At 70.4% G+C, this 15916-nt stretch carries 8 protein-coding genes, 1 pseudogene and 2 CRISPR repeat arrays; of the genes and pseudogenes, 3 read left to right on the top strand and 6 right to left on the bottom strand.

All coding sequences use genetic code 11. The annotated features are described in order from the left end of the window. Positions 1–598: 598 nt before the first annotated feature. Positions 599–2152: an ATP-binding protein gene (locus WMF39_RS01635; RefSeq protein WP_437743800.1), complete on the top strand. Its 1554-nt coding sequence runs from the start codon at positions 599–601 to the stop codon at positions 2150–2152. A gap of 54 nt (positions 2153–2206) precedes the next feature. Here the strand turns inward: WMF39_RS01635 and WMF39_RS01630 are convergent, their stop codons facing one another. The 3 genes from WMF39_RS01630 to WMF39_RS01620 all read right to left on the bottom strand — a co-directional run bounded on the left by WMF39_RS01630 (position 2207) and on the right by WMF39_RS01620 (position 6159). Next, entirely contained in the window at positions 2207–3283 is a 1077-nt protein-coding gene (locus tag WMF39_RS01630) for a hypothetical protein (RefSeq protein ID WP_437743799.1), read from the bottom strand. A 234-nt stretch (positions 3284–3517) separates the two neighbouring features. Beyond that, positions 3518–4567, bottom strand: a complete 1050-nt coding sequence (locus WMF39_RS01625) for a hypothetical protein (protein WP_437743798.1) — start codon at positions 4565–4567, stop codon at positions 3518–3520. Between the two features lie 83 nt (positions 4568–4650). Continuing rightward, entirely contained in the window at positions 4651–6159 is a 1509-nt protein-coding gene (locus WMF39_RS01620) for an RNA polymerase sigma factor (RefSeq protein WP_437743797.1), read from the bottom strand. 124 nt (positions 6160–6283) lie between these two features. Here WMF39_RS01620 and WMF39_RS01615 point away from each other — a divergent pair, with 124 nt between their 5' ends. Together WMF39_RS01615 and WMF39_RS01610 are read left to right on the top strand one after the other, a co-directional pair. Further along, positions 6284–6976 carry a DNA-binding protein gene (locus WMF39_RS01615; protein WP_437743796.1) on the top strand — a complete coding sequence of 231 codons (693 nt, stop codon included), beginning with the start codon at positions 6284–6286 and terminating at the stop codon, positions 6974–6976. A gap of 80 nt (positions 6977–7056) precedes the next feature. Beyond that, positions 7057–7446, top strand: a pseudogene (locus tag WMF39_RS01610) (Uma2 family endonuclease); the annotation flags it as partial. Positions 7447–7599: 153 nt separating this feature from the next. Here WMF39_RS01610 and WMF39_RS01605 read toward each other — a convergent pair. From WMF39_RS01605 to WMF39_RS01595, 3 genes are all read right to left on the bottom strand, one after another. Next, positions 7600–8181, bottom strand: a complete 582-nt coding sequence (locus tag WMF39_RS01605; RefSeq protein WP_437748160.1) for a hypothetical protein — start codon at positions 8179–8181, stop codon at positions 7600–7602. 94 nt (positions 8182–8275) lie between these two features. Beyond that, entirely contained in the window at positions 8276–9256 is a 981-nt protein-coding gene (locus WMF39_RS01600) for a type VI secretion system Vgr family protein (RefSeq protein ID WP_437743795.1), read from the bottom strand. Positions 9257–9613: 357 nt separating this feature from the next. Continuing rightward, a complete protein-coding gene (locus tag WMF39_RS01595) occupies positions 9614–10627 on the bottom strand; it encodes an SGNH/GDSL hydrolase family protein (protein ID WP_437743794.1) in 1014 nt (337 codons plus the stop codon). 572 nt (positions 10628–11199) lie between these two features. Continuing rightward, positions 11200–13442: a CRISPR direct-repeat array (repeat unit 36 nt; unit sequence GCTTCAATGGGGCCGCCGCCTTTCAGCGGCGGAGAG). Positions 13443–13543: 101 nt separating this feature from the next. Further along, positions 13544–14664: a CRISPR direct-repeat array (repeat unit 36 nt; unit sequence GCTTCAATGGGGCCGCCGCCTTTCAGCGGCGGAGAG). Positions 14665–15916: the final 1252 nt, after the last annotated feature.

Genomic DNA, 15916 nt, shown 5'->3' with positions numbered 1-15916 from the left:
CAGCTCATTGATGGCCATGAAGACCGCTTGGATGATGGCCATCATTGCGCGGCTGCACGCCCACCACGGACGCGATGGTGCGGGCGTACTCGGGCGCGTCAAGGGTGCGCTACCTGCCGGTCGCCGCTACGCGCCCTGCGTGCGCCCGCTGGGTGGCGCCCCGGGTGATGGGCACACGGATGCCACCGGAGGGGGTTCCAGGCTCCGGATGGCAGCAAGAAGTCGGCTCACAAGGTGCCGCAAAAGGCCCATCTATGGGTTGCTGTACGGTGGGACCGGTGATGCCGCGAGCCCTTCACCGCGGGCGACGCGGCGGCGCAGAGCGCCCCGTTGGGCCACACCGGAGCCGCCCTCGGCGGCGAAACAGGCGGAAGCCATGAGAATCGCTACTGTTTCCGGCGACCGCTCGTCATCGACCGGTTTTCGGGATTTCTGACGCGCGGAACTGGCGCCGGGGCGCGGCAGACGCCGATCGGCCGGGGCCTTATGCGCCGGCGGGCCGAGGGCGGAGACGTCGCGCCCGGTGACGGTCACTTACGCGCCAATCAGGGGGTGTCCTCACGTGACATCCGCGCCGGCGAGCGCTCGCTTTGTGGCGATGGATGACGCCGGCCCCCTAGCAAAGACCTCCGCTGCCTCCCGGCTCCGCAGCTGCAAGCGCGACGTGCTCGATCGCTGGACGCGCCGGGTGCTCGACGATCCCAGGGCGCCGGCGCCGCGGCGGGGCGAGCGCCCGGTGCTCGTCGACGCGGCGCCGGCGCTGCTCGAGCACCTCATCGAGGCGCTCGCGGCGAGCCGGCTCGCCGGCGAGGACGCGGCGCTCCGCGGCGCGTACGAGCGGGTCGAGGACCACGCGCGCCGCTGCGTCACGCGGGGCCGCTGCATCGAGGCGGCGCTGCGGGAGCTATCGCACCTCCGGGCTGCGCTGCTCGAGGAGTGCGTCGCCCAGGGCATCGCGCTCGGGGCGGGGGAAGCGCAGGTCCTCCACGCGGTGGTGGACGCGAGCATGTGGACGAGCGCCCTCGAGATCGAGCGGGCGACGCGCGCCGCGCTCGAGGACAGCGGCGCGCGCCTGCGGCTCGCGACGCAGGCCGGCGGCGTCGGCGTCTGGGATTACGACACGGTGATCGGCAAGCTGCGCTGGGACGACCGCTGCCGGGAGGTGTGCGGGCTGGAGCCGGCGTCGGACGTCGATTACGAGCTCTTCCTTTCGGCGATCCACCCGGACGATCGCGCGCGCGTGCAGGAGGCCGTGCTGCGCTCACAGGCCCCGGAGAGCGGCGGCGAGTACAGCATCGAGTACCGCCTCGTGGGGATCCGCGACGGGATCGAGCGCTGGGTCTGCGTGCAGGGGCGCACCTTCTTCGACGCGACCGGGCGCAGCGTCCGGATGATCGGCACGGCGATCGACATCTCCGATCGCAAGCGGGCGGAGGCTGCGCGGCTGGACGATCTCGCGTTTCGCGATCGATTCCTGGCCGCGCTCAGCCATTACCTGCGCACGCCGCTCACGGCGGTCACGCTGGCGTCGAGCACGCTGGTGCGCCACGGCAACCTGACGCCGCGCCAGGCGACGAGCGTCGAGGGGATCGCGGCGAGCGCGCGCCGCATGGCGCGGACGATCGACGACCTGCTCGACCTGACCCGGAGCTGCTTCGGCGACAGCATCCCGATCGCGCGGAGGCCGGGGAACCTCCATGTCCTCTGCAAGGGGGCGATCGACGAGCTCCGGGCGACGCGCGCGGGGGTGCCGATCCGGCTCGATCTGCGGGGGAGCGGCGCGGGGCTGTGGGATCCCGAGCGGATCGCCCAGATGGTGACGAACCTCGTGCAAAACGCGGTCGACCACGCCGAGCCCGGGAGCGCCGTGCGGGTGGCGATCCGGCCGCGCGGGGGCGACGTGCTGATCGAGGTGCACAACGAGGGGCCGGAGATCGCGCCGGAGCGGCTGGCGACGCTGTTCGAGCCGTGGCAGCAGGCGTCGCCCGCGGAGGGGCGAGCGAGCGCGGGGCGGGGGCTGGGGCTCGGGCTGTTCATCGCGCACCAGATCGCGCGGGCGCACGGCGGGGTGATCGAGGTGGCGAGCCAGGCGGAGCGGGGGACGACGTTCACGGCGCGGCTGCCGCGGAGGGGGGCGGGGGCGAGGGGCTGAGGGGCGGCGCGGACGCGATGTGCCCTTGCGAGAGGACTTCCGGGAAGGAGCCAGTCAGGCCGTGCAGCAGAAGGTGGATGGCGCGCTCGCCTGCAGTTCGCCCACGGGCTCGCCACCGTGCGGCGCGCACGCGCCCGGCTCGACATCCGCGATCACGGCCGACTTGCTTCCCAGGCCGACGCCGGGAGGCGTCACGACGCAGAACGGGACGCTGGAGCTGACGAGGCTCGACGCGAGCAGGTCCGTGCAGGCGGCGTCGCGGAACACGGACGCCATGAGGGTGCACGAGGCGCCGGTCGGATCGCCGCAGCCGCACGGGGTGCACTCGCGGCCGTCGATCACGTCCTCGAAGAAGACATGCTTGACGGCGTACCCCTCCGGACAGCCGGCGTCGCCGCCCTCGTGGTAGACGCACGTCAGGAAGCCCGACGGCGCGGCTGGCACGCATGTCGTCGCGTCCTCGCACGCGGTGTATGCGCCGGCGAGGCACGCCCTGGCCCGCGTCGCCCACGGATCCAGCCTGGGGACAGGCGGCGGGGCGTCGAGGCGCGGCGTGCACGCGCCGGTCGTGATCGAGGGCGCCGCGATCGTGAGCGACTGCACGCAGGGCTCGCCGTCGCAGAGCTGATCTTCGGGGATCGGGTTCGCCGCGGTGCACGCGCCGTCCCAGCCGTCGGGCGCGGCGAACGAGGTCATCACGGTGCCCGGCTCATCGCCGGGGCACGAGGCGGACGAGGATGCCGCCCAGCCAGTGGGGAGCGCGCACGAGGCCTCGGGCGGATCGCACGCGCAGATCGCGCAGTCCATCGGCGGCTGCTGGAGATCGGCGAAGCCTTCGTAGCCGAGCGTGGGCGCGTCGGCGGGGCAGTCGGGGACGGCCTCGGCCGGGCCGAACCAGAGCAGCGCCGGGCCAAACCAGCCGAGCGGCGCAGGCGGCGTGCACTGGCCGGAGCACAGCGAGCTGTGCGTGTCGCCGCCGGCGCCGCCCTGGCCTCCGGCGCTGGCCTCACCGCCGGCCGCGCCTTGACCACCGGCGCCGCCCTGGCCGCCGTCCGCTCCGGCGTCGCGCAATACGCCGCAACCGGACAGATTGTGCTCGATCTCTTCGGGCAGACAGGGACCTGTGATCACAATCGGCTCTTGTTCACAACCAATGCACAACAGAAGACCTGAGAGAGCCAAGTAAAACTTGCGCATCGCTGTGAACCTACCTGACCGCGGGCCTACGGCGCAAGAGGCCCATTCACGATGCTGCACCATCAGCCCCAGCGCATTCACGGATCCGAGCATTTTTCTCATCACCACTTGGCTATTCACGTATTTACGGCGCCGTTTCCGTTTCCGTTCGTTTTGTTACCGGAGCGCTCAAAAGCTCGCGTGTACACCTAGCCCGAACGCCACAGAGGCGTTCGGTGCGCTCCACAGGGCGCGCTCAGATCCAGGAGCACCTGGATGACGATCGATCGCCGTGTCGATCAGGCTCTGTACGACGTCGGTGTATCCGCTCGCCGAGAAGCTCTCGGAGAAGGGCCAGTCGATGCCGATTCGTGCACCAAGTCCAGCGCGAAGATTCAGCCGCGACGCTCCACCCAAGGGGACGTCGGGGGAAGCACGAAGCCTCCCGAACTCCGAGAGGCCGCAGGCGAAAAGAATCTGCCGATGATGGCATAGCGCAGCGTTCGTCGTCAGAAGAGACACCGCCATGGGAACCTTATCGATTGTCTTCGGCAGCGAAGCGAGCACACGGACCTCCAGCGCGACCGACCACGCTGGCCAGCGTCCTCCGATTGACAGTGCCGGGCCGACGGCAACGCCGGGCGTCATCCCGAGGCCCGTTACGGCGCCCAGGCCTGCCACCCAGCGGAAGCGCTCCCCCGCAACCGGCGACGCGCTGCTCCGGGGCGGCGCGCGCACGGGTGACGCCGTGCGCGGGGGTGACGGCGGCGCAGGGGCCGGCTTCGGCGGGCAGGGTCGTTCCGGCGAGCAGGGCTCCTCGGGCGGCGCGGGCGGCGAAGCGGGTTTCGCCGGGGCAACCGGTGGTGCGGGGAGCTCGTAGGCGTCGTCGAGCAGCAAGGCGATCGACACGGCCATGGCGGTGACGAGCACCTTGCAGTCGTCGCGCGCGCTGAACCCGTCGGCCCAGCGTCCGTGACCGTCGCCATCGCGGAGGAACAGCGATGCCGCGAGCTTGCCGTGCCGGCGCTCGATGGACGCCGTCATCGTGAACGGAGCCTCCGCATCATAGGGGTCGACCCCTCCCATCGCCCGGGCCGTCTCTGCGCGCAGGAACGGCTCGTCCGGGCAATCCTCGGCGCCTGGCCCGCGGATGAACTCGATCCGCACCCGGAGCGGCGTGGCCGTGGGCTCGGCCCGGACCGGTGCGACCCCGACGGCCGAGATCGCGGCCGCGGCCATCGAGGCGAGCGCTGCGTGGGCCGCCCGCTTCATGCTCGTGCTCTCGTCGTGCGATTTCCGGCGCACGTGCCTCGTCCGTGCGGTCACGGAAGCTTCTGCCCCGCCGCGCCGCCGGCCGGCGTCGCCTGCGCCGCCGCCGCCTTCGTTCGCAGGCGCTCGCGCATCAGCTTGAGCTGCCCCTCGGGAAACCGTCGCTCGTGGGCGGCGATGCGCTCCAGCGCGATCGCCCTGGCGCCTTGCAACAGCGCCTGCCTGGCGGCGTCGAGCAGCTGCAGCTCGTCGGCGAGCGGCTCTCGATCCTGGGCGGAGGGAGCGTGCTGCTCCGGCGCGGTGCGCTTGCGCTGGCGGAAGGCACTTGCCGGCGCGGCCGTGGGCGCACGAGGGGGTGGAGCTTCCTTGTCCGAGATCGCATCGGCTCGCGGCGCATCGGAGCGCGACTGCCCCCCGGGACCGGTCTCCGGTCGCGCATCGGGGTGGACGGCACGCGAGAGGAGGAGCGGTGTTGCGATCGGGCCCAGGCGGTGGGCCCAGAGGGCCGGCGCTGGCGCGAGCGCGGCGAACAGCACGGCGACGCCGACGCCTGCCGTCGCCCACACCAGCGCCGGGCGGATGAATCTGGCGAGCGGGCGCGCGAAGCGAGCTGCGCGCCCGGGTCGATCAGCGAGGTACTGGGGTCCGAGATCGCTCGGGAGCTCGGGACGGGTCGCGGGCGCGTTCGTCTCGACGGCGGCGGATGCGCCGGAGTGGACGGCCGGCGACGCGACGGCAGAGCGCGAGGAGGCGAGGGAGAAGAGCGGGACCATGAGCAGGCCCGACCGGAGCGCGCGCTGCTCCTCGGAGCGCAGGCGCTTCACGGCGGCGCGGAAGTCTTCACGCGCCAGGCGCAGCCGACTTGAAGCGGTGTTCTCGTTGAGCTCGAGGGAGCGCGCGATCTCGCGCACCGGGATCTCGACCATGTCGGCCATGATCAGGATGGCGCGCCGTTCGGGCGCGATCGTCGCCAGCAGGCGGGTCGCGATCGCGATCCGCTGGTTCGTGGCGATGCGCTGCTCGCTGCTCGGCGCGACGTCGGCGCCCTCGAAGAACGCCTCGTCCGCCAGGCCCACCGGCACCTCGAGGCGCCGGTAGGTGCGCTCCAGATGGCGCCGGACCTTGCGCCAGGCGATCCCGAAGAGCCAGCTGGACTCGGCTCGCCAGCGAGGGCCGAGGCCGTGCGGGCGCGATGGCCGAGGGGGATTGCGCGGCGCCGGCAGAGGGAGCGACGCCGGGTCGTCCTGCTCCTGCTGCTCCTGGGCGGTGTCCGCGGCGGCGCCTTGCACGGCGGACACGAAGTCGTGGAGAAGCGGCGAGGCGACCGGCGGCAGTGAGGCAGAGCCGGGCGCCGAGGCAGGATAGGCGGGGTTGTACCGGGGGAGGCTGGTGTAGGCGCCGAGGAGGACCTCCTGGGACAGGTCGTCGATGTCGTCCTCGTCGACGCCGAGGTACCGGAGCATCCCCGGGAGGACGTGAACGGCGGTCGCGTGCATGGACGTCCAGGTGCTGTGCTGGACGAGGTCGGCGGGAGGGGGCGGGAGGGGAGAGAGAGGGCTCATGCTTAGAATTGCGGGGGATTCTTGGGATCGTCACGAAATCGACGGGGGCTGGTGCCAAGGGGCGGCATCCAGCGCTCCGGGGCCGTGTCTTGTCCCTGGGGGACAGCACGGCTAGGGACGGGGAATGCGCAAGACCGTCTCGACTCGCAGCATCGTCTCGATCGCCATCACCACCTGCGTCCTCGCGACGACGGCCTGCAGCTCTGACGAAGAGTCGCCTGCTCCGGACGAGGAGGTCGTGGTCGCCATCGCCGAAGCCCGCGGCCTGGCCGAAGGCTCCACGGCGACGGTCGACGGTGTCGTGACCGTCGCGCCCGGCACATTCAATTCGGCGACCGGCGAGCTGGGCTTCGCCCTGCAGGACGACACCGGAGGCATCTACGTGAGCCTGCCCGACGCGCTCGATCTCGGCCTCGACACCCGGGTGCGTGTCACGGGGACGCTCGGGCAGACGGCCCAGCAGACGGTGCTCAACGCCAAGGCAGCCTCGGTCACGTCGCTCGGCGAGGCCGGAGCCATTGGACCGAAGGACGTGACGACCGGAGAGGTCGGAGAGCCCGTCGAGGGCCTGCTGGTGAGCGTGGGCGGCCGCGTGACCAAGGCCGTGGAGGACGACCAGCCCTACGGCTTCAAGGTATACATCGACGACGGCTCGGGCGAGATCCAGGTCTTCGTGCATATCGTGGACGGCCGACCTGTCATCGACACCGCGTCGCTCAAGGTCGATCAGGACATCACGGTGACCGGCCTCGCCGCGCAATACGAGACGACCTACGAGGTCGCGCCGCGCTCGGCAGGAGACCTCGTCGCGCAATGAGCGAGCCGGCCGGCGCGCCGACCCGACCCCGCGCCTTGCCGCCTTGCCCCGCTGTGCGCCCCCGGGCAGACATGGCCCTTATGGGCCGAGCCGCCGAGAAACAGCGCCGCGCCACGTACGCCGACCTCGAAGCCGTTCCGTCGCACCAGGTGGCAGAGCTCGTCAGCGGCACCCTGCACGTGTTCCCCCGGACGGCACCGCGACTTGCACGGGCGTCGTCCACGCTAGGCATCAAGCTGGGCGGACCGTTCGACGTGGGCGACGGAGGGCCCGGCGGCTGGCACATCATCGACGAGCCCGAGCTGCGCTTCCCCGACCCGGGCGCGCCGGGCGAGCTCGACGCGCTCGTGCCCGATCTCGCCGGCTGGCGCCGCGAACGCATGCCCGAGATGCCCGACGCGGCGTACTTCGCGCTCGCCCCGGACTGGATCTGCGAGGTGCTTTCCCCTTCGACGGAGGGCGTCGACCGCGGATGGTTGTACTCCTGGCCGAGGCGACACAGGGTGTTGCGAATCCCCTGTCCGATCTCCTTCATTGGCCCGGTGGCGGTGCCTGGCTCCGCGTCGAGGGCAGATCAGCCGCCAAGCGCACCGAGGGCGCCAAGAAGAGAACCCATCTCGGGATCAGCGCTTCTTGCTGGGCTCGCGCGCCGGATCGAGCTCCTGGAAGGGCAGCGCGGGCCGGGGGACGAACCGGCTCATCTCGGCGGTCCCGTGGAGGTTCCGCAGCGCGCCGGGCGCCGGCTCCGCGGGCGGAGCGGGCCACGGCGCGCTCGCGGCCTCCCGGGGCGCGCTCGCGGCCTCGTCGCGCAGGTACGACGGCCGCTCCGCCGCGCGCTCGCCCTCGAACGCGCGCGCGCCGTCGATGTCCCCCTGCTGGGCCACGGGCTCGCCGAGTGACTCGATGCGCGGCGGGAACTCGCGAAGTCGCCGCTCCTGGGTCGCGAGGGCCTTCGCAAAGCGCGTCAGGATCTCCGGCTCGTCGCGGGCGAGCGCGCTGCTCATCGCCGTGCCCCAGCCTCGCGTCGCCGCATCCCAGCGCGCCGGCTGGATGCCGAGCCGGAGCAGCACCTCGGTCGCGCGCGCCGCGGGGAAGTGGCGGCGATAGGCCATCACCTCCGCGTAGCGCTCGATCGTGAGCCCCTCGATCTGCGGTTCGCGCTGGTGCGCGCGCCCTGCCTGCCGCCCTCGCTCTGCCGCGCTCATCTCGGCTCCTTGGTCGCGGCGCCGCGCGCCTTGCGCTTCGCCAGCCGCTGCTCGCGCTCCTTCACCCATTTCGGGGTGTGGAGCGCGGGGTTCTTCAGCCACCCGCACGCCTCGCGATCGCCTCGATCGCACCCGAGCTGCGCGGTCTCGCGCGCCTTCTTCGGGTCCCTGGGCACGCCCCAGCCCTTGTCGTGGAGCGGCGCCGGCGCCCCTGCGGCGTCGCCCGCTCGGCGCCGGCGTCGATCCGCTCGTCGTGATCGCGGTGATCGTACGTCATGCGCGCCCGGATCGCCTCCCCTCGGGTCCCGCCGAGATCGAGCGCCGGCCGCGCGAAGTCGAAGCCCTTCACCCGCGCGCCGCGCGGCGCCTTCGCCTGCCTCCGCACGAACCGCGTCACGTGCCGCTCCTCGGGAGCGAGCGCGGCGGCGCCGGTCGCCTGGCGGTAGGCGAGCGTGGGATCGCCGGCGATCTGCGCATAAGCCCCGGGGGAATCGGCGAAGACGATCACCTCGGGCGCCGCCGGATCGCCGCCCTCGGGCGGCTCGAACCAGAAGAAGACGCCGTCCTCCGCGCAGAGCCTGGTGATGATGAAGGCGAGATCGCTCTCCTGGCGCTGGACGCAGTAGACGCGCGGGGGCCGGGGCGCGGCGAGGGAGAAGCGGTGGGGCAGCCCTGCCTCGGTGAGCACCGCGCCGAGGACGCCCGAGAGGGGTTGTTCCTGGAAGATCCGGCTCTGCCGCCCCTCGCCGAGGCGGGCGAGCCGCGGCTCGATGCGCACGCGGACGACGGCGCGCCCGTCGCCGTCGATGCCCTCGACGCTCACCCGGGTGACGATGCCGGTCACCGCGCGCGCCTCGGTCGCCGAGGTGGGCACGCGCAGGGACGCGGGCCGCTCCATCAGCGTCGCGGCGAGGGTCGCCTCATCAATCGCCCCGGCGTCGAGCCGCGCGGTGACATCGAAGGAGAAGCAGCGTGAGAGCCTCTCGATCCCTCGAAAGCGCACGACCTCCAGATCGGGTGTCCCGGGCGCGTCGAGGAGGAGCTGGCAGAGGGCCGAGGGCGAGGGCGCCTGCACGGGACCGGATGTTCCGGCCGGCCGAACGGCGTCAACGCCGGTGGAGCGTCCGCGCGCGCCCTCGATCGCCGCGGCGTGGTGATCTGGGCCGCCGGCTGCAGGACCCGCTACGACTGCAAGACGCTGTTCTCGACGGTGGTCCTCTTCATCGCCGTGCAGCGCGACGACCTGGGCGAGCCCCCGCCGCCGTGCCGACATTCACCGAGCGTTCCTCCTGCTCGCCGTATGCCTGCTCTGCCTCCACCATATCCCGACGGGCTTTTGTTAGGCGCTCTAAGATTACCTACCCCCTGGTCGAGCCTGCACATGCCGCGCCGGGCGTCAGGCTCCGCGCGCCTCCCTTGAGCGACCGCGCCGTCAGAGCAGAGGCTGCAACGCTGCGTACCACTGCCCGCCCAGCAGCACGTAGCCCTGGAGGTTGGGGTGCCACTGATCTTCGAGTAACGTGGTCTTGTTCGGATTGAAGGGCGTGTACATGTCGACGGAGATGATGTGTCGGCCTGCGTCCGCCCGGGCCTTCACCACCGCCGGAATGGCGTCGTCGTAGGTCTTGATGCGCGCGCTGAGCGCTGTGTCGTCGCCCTTGCTCGCGTCGCCGCGCGACGGGACGGGCGCGGCCACCACGATGAGAACATTGGGGAGCTGCGCGTAGATGCTGTCAATCAACGCGCCCAGACGTTTGGGGGCGTTGGGCATGTCGTAATTGTCGATTGCGTCGTTGGTTCCAATCATCAAGAGCACGATGTCGGGCTTGTATTGCGGCATGACGGTCGACACCAGCGTCGAGATGCCGCTCCTTCCGCCGGCGGGGGCGATCGTCCAGCCGCTGTGGCCCTCGTGGTTGTGCGGGAACGCCACGCCACCAACGGTGTTCGGTCCGTTCGATCCCGAACCGACGAACGTGATGTTCTTGCCCGCCGCGTGCGCGAGCCGGAACAACTCGACGCGATAGCCGCCCGGCGTGTCCCCGTTGTATCCGTCGGTGATTGAGTCGCCGAACGGCATGATCTTGCACGCCGTACCGTCGGTCGGGCAGGGCCGATAGGTCGAGCCCGCGCTGCCGCCGGCGCCACCCTGCGCGCCCGAGTCGCCGCCGCTACCGCCGGCCGCCGCGCCGCCGCCATCCCCGCCACCGCCCGTTCCCGCGAGCGATCCACCGGTGCCGGCCGCAGAGGTCGTTCCGCCGGTGCCCGCGGCAGCGCCGTCCGTGCCGCCGCCGTCGCTCGTTCCGCCTGCGCCGGCGCCGGCGCCGGCGCCCGCTTCGCCCGCGCCGCCGGCGCCCGCGCCGCCGGCGCCCGCGCCGCCGCCGCTGCAGCCGAGAGCGATGACGACGAGCCCGGCCAGGACCGGCCAAGATGTGATCCGCTTCATGCCGGAGGATGGTAACGCCGAAAGCTACGGTGTTGTCAACTGAAACGACGGCAGTCGGAATCGACGATCGGGCAGCCTATAGCAATCTCACGGCGCGACGACGGTCGCCCATCCGGTGCCCGGCATCGAGAACTGCAGCTTCGCTCTCCCAGCGGACGCATTGGAGATCACCTACCTGATGCGGGCCGTGCGTCTTGCGGGGCGCGTTGGTCAGGAAGAAGCAGTGTAACCGTTCACGGGCTGGATCGCATTCCTAACCAACCTCGGGCGCTTGCGAGTACCAGCAACGGTTGTCTTCATATGCTCGCTCAGTCTTGCAGGCACGCGAATTGTTGCATTGATTGAGTCGGTCCGTGAACGATTACGAAGCAGTAGCCCTTGGGCGTGGGAACGCCAACGAGGCGAGGAGGCTAGGACGAGCCGGCCGGATCACGAAAAGCAGAACCGCGCGGGCCACCAACGCGGGCTGGCGCTCGGGGACGCGCGGGGCACGAGAAGGCCCAAGAACGAGGGCGCTGCTCGCATGGTGTCGGTGATCGTCGCGTCACGGGCCGCGGCGGGCGGAAAGGGAGGCTTCAATGGGGCCGCCGCCTTTCAGCGGCGGAGAGGCACTGCTACGCCGAGGTGCAGACCTACCCGCGCGTGAGGCTTCAATGGGGCCGCCGCCTTTCAGCGGCGGAGAGCATGGCGAGCAAGAAGGCGGCGGGCGGGGCGAAGGGTGGGCTTCAATGGGGCCGCCGCCTTTCAGCGGCGGAGAGTGAGGAGCGCGAAATCGAGCTCTGGATCCCGCCGACGCTTCAATGGGGCCGCCGTCTTTCAGCGGCGAAGAGTCGACGAGGAGAATCGAGTCATCAATGGGGAGAATCCTGCTTCAATGGGGCCGCCGCCTTTCAGCGGCGGAGAGTACGCCGCCGACGTGGCCGACGTGCACGAGAAGGGCGTGCTTCAATGGGGCCGCCGCCTTTCAGCGGCGGAGAGCGGAGGAGCAGGTGCCGGCGGAAGGGTGAGTGCCGTGCTTCAATGGGGCCGCCGCCTTTCGGCGGCGGAGAGTGTGGCTCGGGAGACGGGTGGTGAGGCGGTGGCGGCGCTTCAATGGGGCCGCCGCCTTTCAGCGGCGGAGAGTTCCAGCCGGCCGGAAAGAAGGATCCGACCGAAGCCATGCTTCAATGGGGCCGCCGCCTTTCAGCGGCGGAGAGCCATCGACCTCGTGGACAAGTACGGCTGCAAGGCCGAGCTTCAATGGGGCCGCCGCCTTTCAGCGGCGGAGAGCTGCGGTCATCGTGAACAACCGCAACATCCTGTCGGCCGGGTAGCTTCAATGGGGGCCGCCGCCTTTCAGCGGCGGAGAGGGCGGTGGTGGGGTGCGGCGTCGATACGGCCCAGTTGCTTCAATGGGGCCGCCACCTTTCAGCGGCGGAGAGGCTCTTCGGGCAGAACGAGGAGACAGAGGAGCAGCTGCTTCAATGGGGCCGCCGCCTTTCAGCGGCGGAGAGATCGCTCGTAGGCCAGGCCGACAACGAGACCGCCGAGGCTTCAATGGGGCCGCCGCCTTTCAGCGGCGGAGAGGCCGACTGGCCCCTTGCCGAGGGCAGCGCCCTTGATGCTTCAATGGGGCCGCCGCCTTTCAGCGGCGGAGAGAGGCGGGCATCGATGCGCCGTGGCTCCGGTGGTGGATGCTTCAATGGGGCCGCCGCCTTTCAGCGGCGGAGAGCTGGTCGGACATCTTCAGGAACACCTCGGTGTATCTCGAGCTGCTTCAATGGGGCCACCGCCTTTCAGCGGTGGAGAGTCGGTGTGGCTCGCCATCTACGCTCTGTTCGATGCGACCGCTTCAATGGGGCCGCCGCATTTCAGCGGCGGAGAGTCGGCCGCATCACCTGTTCACGCGAGCAGGACCAGTGGAGCTTCAATGGGGCCGCCGCCTTCCAGCGGCGGAGAGGGCTCGATTTTGCTGACATCAAGCGGCGCTTCGACGAGCTTCAATGGGGCCGCCGCATTTCAGCGGCGGAGAGCGCACGGAGACCCGCGCGGCCAACGCTCTTCGCCTGGTGGCTTCAATGGGGCCGCCGCCTTTCAGCGGCGGAGAGCGGCGGTGCCAGAACTGCTCGCGAGCGGCCAGTGGGCTTCAATGGGGCCGCCGCCTTTCAGCGGCGGAGAGCAGAAGCGCCAAGTATGCCGCCCGTCTGACACCTGCTTCAATGGGGCCGCCGCCTTTCAGCGGCGGAGAGGGATTGGAAGCGGAGCGTGAGGCGCTTGGCCTCCGGGCTTCAATGGGGCCGCCGCCTTTCAGCGGCGGAGAGGATCGAGCGGCGCCTCCCGCCGTCGACCATCTACACGCTTCAATGGGGCCGCCGCCTTTCAGCGGCGGAGAGCCGCATTGGGTGCCGCATCGCCCGGACGAGAAGATGCTTCAATGGGGCCGCCGCCTTTCAGCGGCGGAGAGCTGCTTGACCTCGCGCGCACCTTCAGCGATCGCGACCCGCCGCTTCAATGGGGCCGCCGCCTTTCAGCGGCGGAGAGTCCGGGGAGCGGGACACCGGAAAGCCCAATCCGATGGCTCCAATGGGGCCGCCGCCTTTCAGCGGCGGAGAGTGGTCGCGCTGTTGCTCGTTCGGGCGATCTGGAAGGGGCTTCAATGGGGCCGCCGCCTTTCAGCGGCGGAGAGAGGCCATACTCTATCTATGAACGACGCGCTGGACATGACGCTTCAATGGGGCCGCCGCCTTTCAGCGGCGGAGAGAGAGCGCGGTGCACTGACCAGGAGAGAGCCCCCCATGAAGCTTCAATGGGGCCGCCGCCTTTCAGCGGCGGAAAGATCGGGTGAGCATGCCGCGGCGAGGCTCGATCCCGCCGCTTCAATGGGGCCGCCGCGGAGAGGCCGATGGCGTGACGCCAGGTGTGGCCGCAGCCCTGGCACGCTTTAATGGGACCGCCGCCTTTCAGCGGCGGAGAGATTTGACCCCGCGATATGCTCCTGATCGCCATCCGCGGCTTCAATGGGGCCGCCGCCTTTCAGCGGCGGAGAGCCGTGGCGGCCTCTAACCAGGGTAAGCACCCCGTCGCTTCAATGGGGCCGCCGCCTTTCAGCGGCGGAGAGCCGTGGCGGCCTCTAACCAGGGTAAGCACCCCGTCGCTTCAATGGGGCCGCCGCCTTTCAGCGGCGGAGAGCAGTCCGGTCTTCTGCGAACACGCGAACGAAGTTCGCTTCAATGGGGCCGCCGCCTTTCAGCGGCGGAGAGTCCGGCCGTGGACCGGCCTCGTGCTCAAGTCGGAGAGGCTTCAATGGGGCCGCCGCCTTTCAGCGGCGGAGAGTCGGGCGCAAGCTCGGCAAGACGAGCGATCAAGTCCGGCTTCAATGGGGCCGCCGCCTTTCAGCGGCGGAGAGAGCGAGGCGTTCCGCGCGACATCGGCCACGTTTCTGGCTTCAATGGGGCCGCCGCCTTTCAGCGGCGGAGAGTGTACCTAATACCTCTTATAAAGAACTTGACAAATTAAGCTTCAATGGGGCCGCCGCCTTTCAGCGGCGGAGAGCGTGTCTTGACCGAGCAGCAACGCAGGGAACTTATCGCTTCAATGGGGCCGCCGCCTTTCAGCGGCGGAGAGCGTCGATCGGGGCCCCGATCAGCATCTCCGGCGGCCAGCTTCAATGGGGCCGCCGCCTTTCAGCGGCGGAGAGCTCGGCCCGTCCGGAGAACGGCGCGACGAGCTCGTGCTTCAATGGGGCCGCCGCCTTTCAGCGGCGGAGAGCTCCGCGCGGCTCCTGGCCGACGCGCTCACGGGCTCGCTTCAATGGGGCCGCCGCCTTTCAGCGGCGGAGAGCTCGTGCGGCGCGGCGGCTACTGCCGCCATTGTCGCGCTTCAATGGGGCCGCCGCCTTTCAGCGGCGGAGAGGTCGCAAAACCTTCCTTCCCGCCTTCGGCGGACGTTGGCTTCAATGGGGCCGCCGCCTTTCAGCGGCGGAGAGGCATGCAGATCGAGGATGAGACCTATCGGAAGGAGATGCTTCAATGAGGCCGCCGCCTTTCAGCGGCGGAGAGCGGGACCGTGGTCACGAATGACGCTCTGGAGGTCTACACGCTTCAATGGGGCCGCCTTTCAGCGGCGGAGAGACCCACCGCCCGTGCCAGTTCGCAGGGTCATGGGGCCACCTGACGGCGTTTTTCGCAGGGTCATGGGGCCACCCCAATCGCAGGAGGATGGGGCCACCCGCGCGGGGGCGTGACCCAGTTTTTCGCAGGGTCATGGGGCCAGCTTCCGAGGTTTTTCGCAGGGTCATGGGGCCAGCTCGGGACGCCGCGGTCGGGATCTGAGACGGGCTCCTTCCGACGACGGCGCGGGTCGCCGTCGGAAGGAGCCCGATGCCCTACCGAGAGCTGATCATGGTTGACATCAAGGAAATGCTCCGCCGTCGTGCGGCGGGGCAAAGCGCGCGTCAGGTGGCGCGCGAGACGGGGTTCGATCGCAAGACGGTCGGCAGGTACTTCGAGGCCGCAGCGACGCTGCCACTGCCGCGCGACCGCGAGCCGACGGACGAGGAGATTCACGCGATCGCCCAGCGCGTGCAGGCGCGCCCGGTGCCCGACGCGAGCGACGAGAGGAAGCAGATCGACGCGCATCGCGTGCGTATCGAGGCCTGGCTCGCTCAATCTCGCCCGCTGAAGCTGCGGAAAATCCACACGCTGCTCCAGCGCGACCACGGCGTCACGGCGAGCTACGACACGCTCTGGCGCTTCGCCAGGGAGGAGCTCGCGTGGCGCAAGAAGACGCCGACGGTTCGTGTCGCTGATACCGAGCCCGGCGAGGTCGCGCAGGTCGATTTCGGCCTCATGGGCAGGCTGTTCGATCCTGCGACGCAGCGAGCTCGCAATCTGTGGGTGCTCGTGGTGACGCTCGTGTACAGCCGCTACCAGTTCGTGTGGCCGTCGTTCGAGCAGACCACCGTGGCGGTGTGCGTGGGCCTGGATGCAGCGTGGCGGTTCTTCGACGCGATGGCGCGCGTGATCATCCCGGACAACTGTTACCGAGCAGGCTGTTTGATGGCCGGAAGATCCGGCTCTGTGATGGCCATCATCGAGCTGGATCTCCGCTCGCCGCGATTGCGGCGAGACGATGCGCCGGGTGACTGCGGCGGTCGCAGAGCGCCAGCGCTCTCAGTCGATGCGGAGGGGGAGGCGGTCATCGCCGTCGAGGACGGCGTGGTAGAGAGCGAGAGCGTCGTCGAGCCGATCGAGGTAGTGGAGCACGACGTCGACGGCGTAGAGGCGAGAGCAAAGCGGATCCGGGTCGCCC

Source organism: Sorangium sp. So ce1504, assembly GCF_051521635.1.
Taxonomy (GTDB): Bacteria; Myxococcota_A; Polyangia; order Polyangiales; family Polyangiaceae; genus Sorangium; species Sorangium cellulosum_B.
Note: the sequence above shows the minus strand (reverse complement) of the source record. Positions and strands in the feature narration are given on the sequence as shown.